Source organism: Candidatus Marsarchaeota archaeon (assembly GCA_023473665.1).
GTDB lineage: Archaea > Micrarchaeota > Micrarchaeia > Micrarchaeales > Micrarchaeaceae > JAMCYM01.
In genome coordinates this window covers 128125-142381 of sequence record JAMCYM010000002.1, presented here as the reverse complement: position 1 = coordinate 142381, position 14257 = coordinate 128125, and the positions used below count along the sequence as shown (strand labels likewise).

At 53.4% G+C, this 14257-nt stretch carries 10 protein-coding genes and 1 tRNA gene; 6 read left to right on the top strand and 5 right to left on the bottom strand.

Annotated features, from left to right (window positions below; genetic code table 11):
- Nucleotides 1–2: 2 nt before the first annotated feature.
- Nucleotides 3–5534: a hypothetical protein gene (locus tag M1158_01460; GenBank protein ID MCL5099770.1), complete on the bottom strand. Its 5532-nt coding sequence runs from the start codon at nt 5532–5534 to the stop codon at nt 3–5.
- 64 nt (nt 5535–5598) lie between these two features.
- Here M1158_01460 and M1158_01455 point away from each other — a divergent pair, with 64 nt between their 5' ends.
- The gene (locus M1158_01455) at nt 5599–6267 is read left to right on the top strand and encodes an MBL fold metallo-hydrolase (protein ID MCL5099769.1); all 669 of its coding nucleotides are present in this window, start codon (nt 5599–5601) and stop codon (nt 6265–6267) included.
- Here M1158_01455 and rsmA read toward each other — a convergent pair.
- Nucleotides 6249–7055 carry a 16S rRNA (adenine(1518)-N(6)/adenine(1519)-N(6))-dimethyltransferase RsmA gene (gene rsmA, locus M1158_01450; GenBank protein ID MCL5099768.1) on the bottom strand — a complete coding sequence of 269 codons (807 nt, stop codon included), beginning with the start codon at nt 7053–7055 and terminating at the stop codon, nt 6249–6251. The genes M1158_01455 and rsmA overlap by 19 nt on opposite strands.
- 61 nt (nt 7056–7116) lie before the next feature.
- On the opposite strand from rsmA, the gene M1158_01445 reads away from it, so the two are divergent.
- The 4 genes from M1158_01445 (at nt 7117) to M1158_01430 (ending at nt 10259) form a co-directional block, all read left to right on the top strand.
- Nucleotides 7117–8571: a hypothetical protein gene (locus tag M1158_01445; protein MCL5099767.1), complete on the top strand. Its 1455-nt coding sequence runs from the start codon at nt 7117–7119 to the stop codon at nt 8569–8571.
- Nucleotides 8572–8615: 44 nt separating this feature from the next.
- Nucleotides 8616–8723 (top strand) — tRNA-Thr (locus tag M1158_01440).
- A gap of 21 nt (nt 8724–8744) precedes the next feature.
- Nucleotides 8745–9449, top strand: a complete 705-nt coding sequence (locus tag M1158_01435) for a hypothetical protein (protein MCL5099766.1) — start codon at nt 8745–8747, stop codon at nt 9447–9449.
- A gap of 105 nt (nt 9450–9554) precedes the next feature.
- On the top strand, nt 9555–10259 hold the full coding sequence (locus M1158_01430; GenBank protein ID MCL5099765.1) for a winged helix-turn-helix domain-containing protein: 705 nt from the start codon (nt 9555–9557) through the stop codon (nt 10257–10259).
- 14 nt (nt 10260–10273) lie between these two features.
- On the opposite strand, the gene M1158_01425 is transcribed toward M1158_01430, so the two are convergent.
- On the bottom strand, nt 10274–10582 hold the full coding sequence (locus M1158_01425; GenBank protein ID MCL5099764.1) for a hypothetical protein: 309 nt from the start codon (nt 10580–10582) through the stop codon (nt 10274–10276).
- 91 nt (nt 10583–10673) lie between these two features.
- Complete coding sequence (locus tag M1158_01420; GenBank protein ID MCL5099763.1) at nt 10674–11594, bottom strand: carbamate kinase; 921 nt, start codon at nt 11592–11594, stop codon at nt 10674–10676.
- Nucleotides 11595–11652: 58 nt separating this feature from the next.
- Here M1158_01420 and M1158_01415 point away from each other — a divergent pair, with 58 nt between their 5' ends.
- Nucleotides 11653–12996, top strand: coding sequence for a cyclic 2,3-diphosphoglycerate synthase (locus M1158_01415; GenBank protein MCL5099762.1), 1344 nt, complete (start codon nt 11653–11655; stop codon nt 12994–12996).
- Here M1158_01415 and M1158_01410 read toward each other — a convergent pair.
- Nucleotides 12985–14184: a methionine adenosyltransferase gene (locus M1158_01410; GenBank protein MCL5099761.1), complete on the bottom strand. Its 1200-nt coding sequence runs from the start codon at nt 14182–14184 to the stop codon at nt 12985–12987. The genes M1158_01415 and M1158_01410 overlap by 12 nt on opposite strands.
- Nucleotides 14185–14257: the final 73 nt, after the last annotated feature.

The following is a 14257-nucleotide window of genomic DNA, read 5'->3' as shown; positions in this document are numbered from 1 at the left end:
ACCTATTCATGGCGCTTCGAACGCGCAGACTTCAGCAGGAGCGCGACCAGCGCTGCCATGCCCGACAGGAGAGCCGCAACGCCTATGGCGCTGAAGCTCAGCGCGTAGTTCCCCGTCTGGAACGATGCTATAGACTCGTTCGGCGCATACGTGTAGCCGAGCTCTGTGAATGGCTCGCTGTCGGCCGGAGGTATGCTTGCAGACTGCGCGATCGGAGGCTGCGTATATGTCATTGGCTGCGGTGCCGGCGCCCCGAAATACTTAGCTATTACTTTTGATGTGCCTGTGCCACATGTGTTTATCGAGTTGTCCTTGAAGAAGCCTGTGCCGTTTGTACTTGCCTCGCGTATCAGGCCTATCTGCGTAGTCAGCATGCCTGTGCCATTGGCGAAATCAGGCACGCAGTATGCGTAGCTACCGGTGTTGGGGTCGTACACTGCAGGCCCGTTGTCGGTAGCTGCGCCATAGATGTTGCAGTTGTAGTTCCGGCTTATGTTGAGGAGGCCCTTCGGCTGCAGCGAGCACGTACCTGAAGCGCCAGATGCGACTATGGAATTGTACTGCGTCGCGAAGTCCACATGGCTGGCGTACTCTGCAGCATAGGGCTGCTGCGAGGTGTCGACCGGATTCGCGAGCGTGCATATCATTGCGGGATCGAAGGCACAGAGGTCCTGGTACTCGGCGTAGGCCAGAGTGCCCGGCGTCAGCGATGACTCCTGGCCTGCAGGCGGATAGAAGTTCAGGTTCGTGTCGTAATACAAGTATATGCTAGAGCCCTTAGGCAGCGGTGCGTAGCTCGTGCCGAAAAGGCCGCTGTAGTCGCCGGCGGTGCCGTTGACCATCACCAAGGTTTCGTTGTCGTTAGTTGCGTTTATTAGCGTGTTTATATTCAGCGATATGGTGGTCAGGTTTGTCAGGTCTACGTCCACCGGCATGTAGATGGTGTTGTTGAACCTGTCGACGAACGTATAGACCAGCCTGTTGTAGCCGAGCACACCCTGATCGCCTTGCAGGCCCAACACTATGTCCGAGGTGTGCGACAGTCTTGCATATGTCTGGAAGAGCGAGACGTAGTTTATCGCTGATGTGTTGGATGAGCCTATGCTAGAAGCTCCGGCAAAGAGCTTCAGGCCGGCGTCATTTTGTGGTGCCGTCGCAGTTCCAGTCTGAATATACTGCGAACTGAACGGCACCGCTTCCTCAATCGCATAGCCCGCATAGTCCTTGCCGCCGGCGTCTTGCGTAAACGTTACAAGCGAATAGTTGTAGCTCCTGGTTCCATTTATGAAAAGCGGCACTTGGAGCGCGTATTGCTGCGACGGCGATACACTTTGGTTCACGTAGATGTCGCCGAACACCCTGTCAGAGAACATCCTGAAGTATATCTGCGGGGGCATGGCGAGATTGGCGTCAGATACGTTGGCATCGTAATACTGGGTCAGTGCAGGCAGATACGCATACGTTGCGCCTCCCTCCACGGTGCTGTTCGCTTGGTTGCTCTCAACAGGTATCTGCAGCGCTGTATATCCAGCCGTTGGAGATGATGATGAGCCGTTGGGGCCGCCGCCAGTTGTGCAGTTATAGGTAACGCCATCGACTGTGTAATTGCCAGAGGCAGATGTAGTGTCCCACGACTCGCTTGGTATATAGGAAACGTAGTATGGCAGCAGCATGTAGCCGTCTATCACGCTGCGCATGTAGGTGGAAGTTTGCACGAATGGCGAGAACGGCACCGGGGCGCCGGCCAGGCTGGCGAGGGCATTTGTCTCAATCTCGTTTGCGGTGTTCTGCACTGACGTGTTGCTCGTTATGTTGTTCGCGTAACTCGATTCTGATGCGTTGTTGGACGCAACGCCAGTCGGATACAGCGACTCGTAAAGGTTGCCTGCGGAGAAGAACGTCTGCGGGGCGCCCTCGCCTGTAACATACGAGAACGAGCTCGGTATCTCGGAGAATGGCGGCCAGAGCTGCGAGATGTTGTAGTTGGTTACGCAGGGCGAGGTATATGCCGTAGTGTTGATGTAGCACTGGAACGGCGCATTTGCACCATTCGAGAGCTTCGTGTAGTTCTCTATGTTTGGCGTGAAGCCTACAAGCAGCGTGTAAGGGTTAGGGTTTATCTTGCCTTTGTCAGTACTGACTTTTGTGCATGTGCCGTATTCTCCGCCTGTGCATCTATAGCTGCTCACAATGTTGTGCGGAATGTCATGGGTCAGCATGTACACCGTGCCATTGAATGATGATGAGAACGCCAGGTATTTGCCAGGGGAACCAGACTGGATGCTGCTCATCGGGCCCACTCCGCCGGTCACATTGATCATCGGGCCGATAGGTAGGTAGCCGTTGAAGTCGTTTGGCGGCGGATTGCTAGGCGTGAACGTGCATCCTGCCATGCAGTATGTCACATAACCGCCATTACCTATGCTGATGTTTGCAGCAAGCGGCCATCCGTATGGCGGATAACTGTATATGCTGCCAGAGTTGCCCTGCGAAAGGTCGAGCGTTGATGCAGGCACCGAAAGGTCATAATTGGGCGTGCCGCGTATTGGCACTTCCGTGCCATTGTCAAGGAAGACGCGCAGCATCAGCACGCTTGACTGCTGGCCGTCGACCATGAAGGCCCAGTCGTCGACCAAGTAGAGCAACCCGCCACTGGCGAAGAGCGCGACAGGCCTGTGGTACTGCATTATGTCATTAGATGCCTGCATTCCGGCATAAGCGCTTGCTATCTGCGAATCGTTGAACGGGCCGCCATTGGCGAGGTACTTTGTTATGTTGAGTTGCGCGCTGTAGGTTGAGTTCGAGTAGTTCAGAGGTATGCTTGACACGTCTGACAGCGTGTTGGCCGCGAAGATCGGTATGAATCCATAGCTGTAATTCGCCAGGTATATGAACTGGCCGCCCGGATCCGCTGCTATCATGCCCGCAGGCTGGAAGCCGCCTATTGCGCCAGGCTTCACGTTGTTTGTTGCAGTAGTGCCATTGGAGAACACTGCAGCAAGCTGGAACTCGGTGCCGAGATTGTAGCGGTTGGCGCCCACCAAGAACACGTCATCGGCATAGTCCGACGTGAGCGCCAGCGGTATGAGCGAACCGAACGTCACACCTGGCTGTATGCTGCCAGGTATGCAGAGCGAGAAGAAGCACAGCTTGTTCGTGGTGTCGGTGAGCGTCGTGACGTTCGTTACGTAAAGGTTGGACGCTTGTTCTGGCAGCACGGCATTCCAGTAGCTCTGCCATTCGCTCGTCCATGCGTTAGAGCTGGGCGCATATTGGCCGACAACGAAATTCGGCTGCGTGTATGTCAGGTTGTAGTAACCATAAGGTATGTACCTTAGCTTGAACAGGTTTGTAGTGGTTGATGGTCCGAACCCGAACTGCGACGTGCTGGTGTAGTTAAGAAGGTAGATGTAGTCGTTGGGCGACGATGCTATGTATATCGGGTTTGATATCTCGCCTATGCCGTATGAGCCCGAGCCCGCTTGTACGGTCTGTGAGAGCAGGTTTGATATGCCTGAACTGCCCTGCGACGCAGGAAGGCCGGATATGAAGTTTATTGTAGGGCTGGAGAACGCAGATCCCGACTGCGACGAGAGGGAGTTGGATGGAAATTCGGCAAGGGAGCCGTTGACCGTTGCAAAGAACCCGGAGCCGGTATAAAACTGGAACGGATCCAGAGAGCTGCCATGCAGATAGTTGCGAGGGCTATAGATGTCGAACGATAGGTTGAGGGGTTCGACTCTTGCGCTTGCGTCGCTGGCAGACGCAGGCATGGAGAGGCTATATAGAAAGTAAGGGAGGAATGACACGTTCTCAGTGCTTGCGATTGTGTCAGGCACCGCATATGCACGGTAAGTATTGAAGCTGGGGTTCGTGACCACGACGTAATCCCCTGCAAGCTGGCCTATGCCTTGGTAAACGTACAGACCAGTGCCGTATGGCCCGTCATACGTTTTGCCGCCGTAGTTGAGCGTGCCGTTCGATGATATGTAATTTACGTTGACAAGGTCGGAAGATGTAAGGCAGTAGCCGTTGTAGAGGCACCGCAGCCTCAGGTTGCCAGAGATGCCTGAAAAATCAGACGTTATTTCAGTAACCGGATAATAGAGGCTGCTGCTCATCTCCATGTAGTTCTGCTGTATTGTGGGTGCGCTGGAAGGTATAGGTATGTTGGCATTCTGTATGCTTTGGAAGTTGACCGATTCTGAAAACGTGTAAGTGTAGGAGCAGCCGTCCGGCGCGTCGTACACAAGCCCTGGGAACGTTTGCGTCGGCTGGGTGAGCTGTGACGGCACCATCTTGCTGAAGTTGGCGTACTCGAAATTCCATGTCCATATGCCGGCCTGGCTGCCTGAAGGCACCTGGCTGAATATGTACGAGTTGGTATCGTAGCCGTTAGAGATCGACGTGCTGGTTGGCGTAGGAGACGAGCCTACTGACGTCGAAGGCACCCTACCTCCGTAGTATACAAGGCCTGTCTCGAACACGGCCCAGTAGAATGAGGGATTGGAGGAGTTTGTATAGAGCTCGGCATTGTATGTGTGACCCATGAAGTACAGAGTGCCACTAACTGGCTGATCCCAGCCGCATGCGCTGGCTATGTCGCTTGCAACACCTGCAGCCAGCGACACTTCGCAATTGGGCTGGAGCGCAGCAGGCGTAAATGGTTCGTACACTTCCGACTGACCTGATTGCTGCGTGATGAAGTAGTTGGAAGTTGTGTTAGTGGCGCCTTCGTAGCCTAGGTTCTGCACAGATGCGATGCCGGGGTTCTCGATCGAGAATGTGGTAGAGGCGCTGGCTACCTGTGTTGTCGACCACGAGATTGTTGTAGTGAGTGAGGCTGTGGTGCTGAGAGTGGTAGGTTGCGCAAGGCATATGTCGCCGCCGATGTACGAACCGGGTTCAGACGAGAAGTACAGCATGGTGTCTGATGGGTTAGGTTGTGAAGGGCATGTTATGAGCCACTGGGCGCTGGCATTAGTGTATTTCAGGGACTGCGAGGTGACCGAGTTAGGCTGCTGCGGCGAAGCTGATGCGACCAGGCTGCCGCCCTGCGCATCTGGGTATGGTGTGTCTGCGAAGGAGTGAGTAGTGATTACGATTACGCCTGGCGGAAGTGAGACTGTAGATGTGGTGGAAGTCGAGGAGGTTGATGTTGATGTAGTGGAAGTTATTGGAGATGGGGGGATTGCGGTTGTCGTGGTTGTCGCGATGGTCGTGGTTGTGGTGGAAGACACAGGGGTAGAGGGCACGCACGACCCTATAGTGTAACCGCTGCCCCCAAGCACGCATGTACCGCTGCTTGTTTTTGTTATTCGCTGGTTGGTCGGGTTGCTGCATGTGTACCCGTTAGGGCACGCTGCGAAGTCACAATAGCCGGCCGGTGCGCCTATAAGGCAACTTGAAGAAGTAGCGAAAACAGGAGCTGGGAGAGTGCTAGAAATCGCTGTTCTGGTTGCCGAATGTGCAGGCGCGAGGAAGGCGACAAATATGAATGCTAACAGGAACCCGACGAGAGGCGAGTATTTCATCGTACCGGTATATAGTTGGGTGCAATAATATTTAATAGTCTGGCGTACATGATAGCCTGATGGCATGAACGTAGATGAAACGGTAGAATGGATAGGGCACGCAAGCTTCATTCTTAATGATGGCAGCACAAGGGTGTTCGTTGACCCTTTCAGGGTGTCAGATGTCAGCAATAAGGCTGATATAATACTGATAACGCACGCGCATTTTGACCACTGCAGCAAGGACGACATAGCTAAGTTACAAGGCAGCGGAACGCGCATTGTCGCAGCGCAGGGCTGCATAGATGCGAAGGATTTTCCCGGCATTACCATAGCCAAACCTGGCTTCAGCGCCGAGATAGCCGGCGTAAAGGTAGAAGCTGTGCCTGCCTACAACACAAGGCAGGAAAGGCTTCAGTTCCATCCAAGGTCAAACAACTGGGTAGGCTACGTAGTAAGCGCGAACGGCATGCGCATATATCATGCCGGCGACACAGATTTCATAAATGAGATGAAGGAACTTAATGACATAGATGTGGCGCTGCTTCCGATTGGCGGCACGTACACGATGGACGTAGACGAGGCAATAAGCGCCGCCAACGCAATAGGTGCAAAGCACAGCGTGCCGATGCACTACAAGAACCTTCTCGGCAAAAACAGGTCGGCCGCAGCCGAAAAAAAGTTCATGGATGCAGTCAGGGGCGCAATGGTGCTGCATGAGATTCAGGAGCCTACTTATTCGTTCGACCGATGAACCATATCGGCAAGCTCGGTTGCAGCTGCGAGCAGCTCCTCTGGCCCCATCTTGAAGACCCTTGCATTGGAGCTGCGCATCATGCCGGCTATGCGCGCGGCCTCTTCCTTGCTTAGATAGAGCTCCTTGGACGAATCTATAACCGCATTCCTAACCAGCTTCTTCTTGTGCTCCATGAGCAATGCAAGCATGGCGGAAGCCCGCGGCTCTATATGCACGTTCTTCACGCCAAGATGCACTAGCGCTGAGTCCACCCTTGGTACTGGATAGAAGTTGTTCCTGCCGACATTCATCATCTGCGAAACCTTGAACTGCAGCGAAGACACTACGCTCAGCTTCGAGTACTTCCTCGTGCCCGGCTTGGCAAGCATGTGCTCGACGAACTCCTTCTGCAGGCATAGCACGGCTTCGAGCCTGCGCCCTGCCAGCCACATCAGCACCTTGCTGGATAGGTTGTAGGGCACGTTAGATACCATTATTTCAGCGCCAGTGAAGGTGCGCTCATCGGCTGCGAAGAAATCCGAATTTACAAGAGTGACATTGCGGGCATGCAGGTCATAGCTTAGCATATCGAAAAGGCGCTTGTCCTTCTCGATAGCTATTACACGTTTTGCAACTGCGCTTAGCTCCCTTGTCAGTATGCCGAGGCCCGGACCCAGCTCAACGACTACACGATTTCTCGCGTACTCGGCCTCGGCCTTCGCTATATCTGCATTGACAAGGAAATTCTGACCCAGCCTCTTGTGCGCCCTCAGGTTCTTCAGCACCTGCCTGTAGTCGTTGTCCATGCTCAGCACTAGTGGATTTCCACGCCATCCTTTTTATACATGAGCAGCACATAGTGCGATTATGGAATACAGGCAGCAGAGCGCCATAGAGTTCATGTCTGTATACGGGCTAGTGCTCCTAATCATAGCAATAGTCCTGGCGCTCCTTGTCTTCATATCGAACGTACCGCGCACCATACTGCCTACGCAGTGCGCATACTTCAACACGTTCACGTGCGAAGATGCTGTGCTCTCGACCAATTCAACAGGTTCGACGCTGCTCGTTGCTTCTGTAGACTCAACGCCAGGCATAGTGAACGTAAGCTCGTTCAGCGCATTCATCGGCAGCGGCAACAGCAAGTCCGGCTACTGCGTGCCTAGCCAGGCCCAACAAGGCCAGACGGTATACTGCGTTGCCAACTTCAACTTCAGCCTAAGCACCAGCACGGCCTATACAGGAACGTTCAGCATCCACGCAAATTACTGCGCTGGATCTCCGGCAGCCATTGTCAATGAGTCGTGCCCAGCCAACAGCAACTATGCGTTTGCGGGCAACATACGTATACAGCCATCCAACGCAAAGATAGGCGGCGTAAACACCTCCTTAAGCAGCGGTGCAGGCGGCGCGTACGTGCCAATAACAATCACGAACAGCCAAACGGGCGCCGCACCGGCACACTTCCAGCAGATGATAACCTTCAATCCGCAGACTTATTCGCAGTACGAGAGGTCTGATCTTGGCAACATACGTTTCTACTACGGCAGCAAGGAACTGTACAGCTGGTGCGAGAGCGGGTGCAGCACATCATCAGCTAACGCAATCTTCTGGATCCAGATGCCTGTGGCAATACCGTCGCAGGGAAGCAGAGCCATAGACATGTACTTCCTGCCCTTCACAGTGCAGTATGACGGTATTTATGCGGGCGAGGCGCCGGAGCTCACAACGCCATACGCAGAATACGACAACGGAGCGGGCGTATTCAGCTTCTATGATAACTTTGCTGGAACAAACTTGAATACAAACAAATGGACGTCATTAGGCACTGGATATGCTATTAATAACGGATTTGAGTTTGAAAGCCAAGGAACAGCCATTGATAGGAGCTATGTAGAGAGTATTAACTCTTTTTCTGCTCCTATAATAACGGAAGCTTATATTTATCCTACAAATGTTGGTTGGATTGGTTTTTCTCAATTAGGAACATATAGTGGAGGCGGTGTCTTATTCTACTTCTACCCGTTACAGGACGGGTGGGAAGTGTACAACAATGTAAACTTACTATATTATACGGGCGATGATGCTGAAAACACCTATTATGTATTAACTTCTCAAATGCTTAGCAGCGGAGAATCTATATTAAATGTAAATTATAATTTGGTGACTATAACATCTTCCACTGGCTATTATTCTAATACAAATGGAAATCTATATATTGGTGGCAATGGAGGGACTGGAACTATGTATTGGCTTCGTACCCGTGCCTACCCACCCAACGGCGTGATGCCGACAGTCACATTTGGAAGCATAACACGATAATAATCTGTTCGCTTTAAATATCTTGCAGCAAAACTTCTATCTGCGCCTCAGTAGCTCAGCATGGCAGAGCGTCTGCATGGTAAACTTCTTTGAAGAAGTTTAATCAAGAACCATAGAGCAGAAGGTCGAGGGTTCAAATCCCCCCTGAGGCTTACATTCAACGAGAGGGTAGCATGGGCAAAGTAATATTGTCGTGCATGGACAGGAGGCTCAACGAGGAGCTGGACAATGAAGCAGGCGAGTCTACCGTTTTCCTGAGGAATGCGGGCGCGAATGTGCGCGGTGTCGCAGAATCGATAAAGAGACTTGTCAATGATAGGACAGTGGACAAAGTCGTGGTGCGCACGCACACGGACTGCGGAGCTATGAAGTTCGTAAAGGCCGCGCTGGCCAAAGAGACGAAGCCAAGCAGTGAAAACTACAAGAGGCTTGTCAGGCAGTTCGAAGGAATGCTCACGGACGACTTGGACAACACTAACACAGACGTGCAGCTGTCCGCGATAAGGGATCTTGCAGTTGATGAGGACCTTGATGTAAGCGTAGATGCAAGCATCATAGACCTCTCGAAGTTGAACCTCCATACCGGGAGCAAGCATGTGCTCGCCATAGTGCTTGGCAGGCAGGCAGTTGCATACGCTGAAGCGTCTAGGCAGCTGGGGGTGCTTGAGGATGATACCTATTTTATACAGGCGCTCTCGTTCGATGAGGTACTGCCTGACATAGATATCGCAGTGTCTGCGCTTGGGCTTAACGACATACGCTTCGTCTCGGTCGGCGGAGCGATGCATGATGAGATAGATGAAGCAATTGCGGAACTGAAGAGGCAGCCATTCTTTTCCGACAAACTTAGCGTGAATGTGGCCGAAGTGAAACAGTAGCTGAAAGACTGCGCCCGCTTCAAGGCAGGATAAAACCGAACATAAACCTAACCGTCTGCTAGCGCTATTTATAGATAACGCGACGAACGTCTAGTGTGTGTGGGCATGAGCAAGACATTCGAGACCAAGGCCATGCTGATTGAGAGCCTGCGCTCAGGTAGGAAAACTGTTACGCAGCTCAGCGAAGAGCTTGGCCTGTCCAAGGCCACGGTCAGCCAGCATATAGCAGAGCTCAAGCACATGGGGAAGGTTGTAGAGGATGACAACAGCCATTTCAGGCGCATGAAGTATTTCAAGCTCAGTAACAGCTATTCGCGCGGAGAAGCCAAAGCGATGCCGCATTGGCAGGTATATGGCGTAGTAATAGCAGTTGTGGCTGCCGTAATAGGAGGCGGCGCGATGGCTTATTACGGGGCATACGCTGCCGCGCACGCGCATACCGTTTCAGGAGTTCCTAGTGGAACTGCGCCAGGTGCATTCGCCTGCCCGGCGCTGTTCTTTTACAGCACGGCCAATTACAGTGATGTAAGCACAGTAGTCGACGGCATAGCTTCAGGCTCACCGTGTTACCTTACATACGTAAATTTCAGCAACTCGACGCTTGACATAGGCACCGGAACAATTTATCGCTCGGCCAATGGCAAAGTCGACGTGCCGGGAGTGGGCTATTCTTACACGCTCACTGCAGGGCAGATCGCCAAGCTCGAGAGCGAGTCGTCCAATGGCGAGTGCTGGGCGGACAATGCTATGAGGTTCTTCAACGTCAGCTACATGAAGCCGCAGAGCTGCGTAACTGGAATATACTCGTGACTGGCCGGACTGGTTCATCTGGCAAGCATCGGCTTGGTTGCCCTGATGCTGTGCTTGGCCCTGAACATCGACAGTGAGAGCCCTTCTGCAAGCCTGCGGTAGTACTTAAGCGCGACTATCGTTACGAAGATCGCACCTGCAAGCGCAGTCTCTATCAGTATGATGTAATCGCTGAAAGCGAGGAGCGTAGTTGAATACTGCATCTTCCTGACCACCAGAAAAGTCGCAGCGGCTACGAAGAGATCGGACCCTACTGACGCATATGCTAAAGTGGAGAGCAGCGATTCTATGCGCTTGACGCGCTTGTGCTCACTGTAATACATAGGTACACCGGGCCGAAGGTCGCAATTAGAATAAATGGACAATATTCTTAATGGTGTTGTGCGATCGGCAATTAGCGGAACGGCTAGAATCTTACTTGGTTATCGTCGTTCCGGCCGTACCGTCAAGCATGGCATCGAGGCCCGAGAGGTTGCCTATGTAGGCCCTCCGGCCACCGTTCTCGATGAAGCTGACGCATGCAGAGGCTTTCGGCCTTATCGTGCCGGCTTCGAGGCTAGGCAGCATGCGCTTGAGCCTTTCGGCGCTTATCGAGCGTATGGCTGAGCCCCTGTCATGGTAGTTTTTGTACAGATAGCCTACATTGGTGAGCATGAGCATCGTGTCTGCGCCAAGCTTGTTTGCTAGCAGCTGTGTCGTTCTGTCCTTATCAAGCACAGCGCTTGTGCCTACGTATGCGCCATGGCGCCTGATGACAGGCACGCCGCCGCCTCCGCCTGCCACGACCACTGCACCACTCTCAAACACCTCCCCGATCGCGTCTATCTCAAGCACAGCCTTTGGGCTTGGCGACGGCTCAACACGCCTATACAATCCCTTCTCTGGCACGTAACTGAATTTCTCGTGCTTCAGTTCCTTGGCAAGCTCAGCGTGCGTATAAAATGGCCCGACAGGCTTGTCTGGCCGCTTGAATGCGGGATCGTTGGCATCGACCTCAACATGCGTAATCACGGCAACCACTTGCCTTCGAATGCGCTGCCTTATGAATTCGTTCGACAGCGCAGTGACAATCATGCTCCCTACAGTCGCCTGCGTCTCTGCGTTGAGCAGATAGAGCGGGAATGGGGGAACCTTTTGCTTGGCGTACCAGTTGCGCAGGAGCTCATCGCCGACCTGCGGCCCGTTGCCGTGCGTTATTAGCAGCTTGCCGCCGCGCTTGGCTATCTTCGCGATCTGCGCAGCGGTGGCCCTTATTCTGGCGTACTGATTTGCGTACGTCGGCCTGTCGCCTTCGCGCAATATAGCGTTGCCGCCAAGCGCTATTACGGTTTTCACACTATTGATTGCCAGGAATGCTTTATACGCTTTGCTTGTAAATACCGCATGTGATCGCATGGACAGGAAGAAGGTAATCATCATCGGGGCTGCCGGAAGGGACTTTCACGACTACAACGTCTTGTTTAGGGACAACGAAGCTTATGAGGTAGTGGCCTTCACCGCAGCGCAGATACCATTCATTTCGAACAGGGTATACCCAAAGGAGCTCAGCGGCAAGCTATACCCAGACGGCATAAAGATTTATGACGAGTCGGAGCTCGCGAAGCTGATAAGGAACTTAAAGGCAGACATATGCGTGCAGGCGTACAGCGACCTCCAGTACGGCGCCGTGATGACAAAGGCGAGCCTTGTCAATGCGAATGGTGCCGACTTCTGGCTCATAGCTCCAGAGAAAGCATACATAAAGTCGAACAAGCCCGTCATAGCTGTGTGCGCGGTAAGAACAGGCAGCGGCAAGAGCCAGACATCGCGCTACATAGCGAAGTTCCTGCGCGACAAGGGCCTCAAGGTGGTGCTCATAAGGCATCCCATGCCCTACGGGGAGCTTAAGGACCAGATTGTCGAAAGGTTCAGCACGCTCAAGGATCTTGATAAGTACAAATGCACTATCGAGGAGCGCGAAGACTATGAACCGCACATAAGGAACGGCTTCGTGCTTTACTCCGGTGTTGATTACGGGAAGATACTGGAGGCGGCAGAGAAAGAGGCAGACGTGATAATATGGGACGGTGGGAACAACGATGCCTCGTTCATAAAGCCTGACCTTCTCATTACCGTGGCAGATCCGCTCCGGGCCGGAAATGAGCTGTCGTATTATCCGGGCACTGAAGTGGCTGAGATGGCCGACATACTTCTTATCAACAAGGTGAACTCAGCGACGAAAGAAGAGCTTGACGTGCTCGTCAAGAACCTGCGCTCGATAAACCCGACTGCGAAAATCACATATGCGGACTCTGTGGTAAGCGTGGACAACGCGAACATGATAAAGGGTAAGCGCGTGCTCATAATAGAAGACGGTCCCACCATAACACATGGCGAGATGAAGTTCGGCGCCGGCACGGTAGCTGCGAAGCAGTTCGGGGCCAAGGAGATCGTGAGCGCGAAACCGTATGCCCAGGGAACGATAAGGGACACTTTCGACAGGTACCCGCGCCTGAACGACGAACTGCCGGCCATGGGCTATTCGCAGAAGCAGATAAGCGACCTCCAGAACACGATAAACCTTGCTGATTGCGACACCGTGGTGTCAGCAACGCCAACCAACCTTAGGGGCATACTCAACGCTAACAAGCCGATAGTCCAGGTATCGTACGAGCTCAAGCCTAATGACAGCGTACTGGACAGCGCGCTCAAGGCGTTCGTGGCTGGCAGGTTTAGACGCAGGCGCTCAAAACATTGAGTGCTTGCCGGCGAGTATCTCCTTCGTGAGGAAGCCTATATTGGCAAGCGACTGCTCGGCCAGGTCTGAAAGCTTGCCGGCCAGCGCATCGGCCTGCTCCGGCCTTTCGGTGTTAACCTTTATGTCAAGGTGCTTTGGATCATCTATAGGCCGGCCTATCTGCGACACCATAGAGACGCCGCATTCGGTCACTTGGGGGTATGCATTGACTATGTCGTTCGCAATCTCATTGGCAAGCACGTTGTATATCTTGCCGACGTGGCTGACCGGGTTCTTGCCGGCCGCGGCCTCCAGGCTCATGTGCCTGAACGGGGTTATGAGCCCGTTGACCCTGTTGCCCCTGCCCACAGAGCCATCATCTCCAGACTCGCAGCTTAGGCCTGATTTCGTCAGGTAGACAAAGCCGTCATCGCTGTGGTCGCCCACGTTGACTGCCACTTCGACTTCCCGGCCAACAAGCTTCCTTGCGAATTCGGCCACGTCTTGCGCAACGCGCTCCTTCTTCGAAGCGTAATCGTCGGCGCTTGCAATCAGGGGCGCAACGAATGCCACTGCGATGGTCAGCATTATCGTGCTGCCATCGCGCACTCCCATGATCTTTATGTCCTCGCCAACGGCAGGCATTGCTTCCTTGTACTGCTTGCTGTTGAGCATGCGCTCTGCCTCAAGAACCAGGCGCTCGGTTGTCGTGAACGGGGCGAAGCCTATGCCAAATGAGGTGTCGTTTGCTAACGGCATGTCGGTGCCCTTCCCGAATATGCCGATCAGGTCGTTAGAACCCTTCACGATCTTCGACTCTATTCTTACCTCCTTTTCCATGTCGAGGAAGCGGGTGTGCTCCTTCAGGTAGGATGATGCGGCATGAACCGCTATTTCGTCAACAGGTATGCGCGTGCCTTGGTATTCCTGCACCGCCCTGCCCGTCAGTATCACCTCTATTGGCCGGGTTATCGCACCGTAGCCGTAGCGCGCCTCTGAGCTGCCGCCTATTATCAGGCCCTTGTCCACATTGTGGTGCAGTATCATGCCTGCCGCGTCCATGTATGCGTTAGAGAGCTCGACGCTGGCCCTCTCGACTATGCCGTCTATAAGGCTGTCCGGGTGCCCCAAGCCCTTCCTCTCAACATACTCTACCGGTTGCTCCTCGAGCCTTTCATAGGAATTTCTCGATACCCTGATGTTTTTCATATTATCGCTTTTGATGAGAGGAGCTTGGCGCTGCAGCTTAAAAGGATGAGCGCAAAACAGATGTATGCCGATA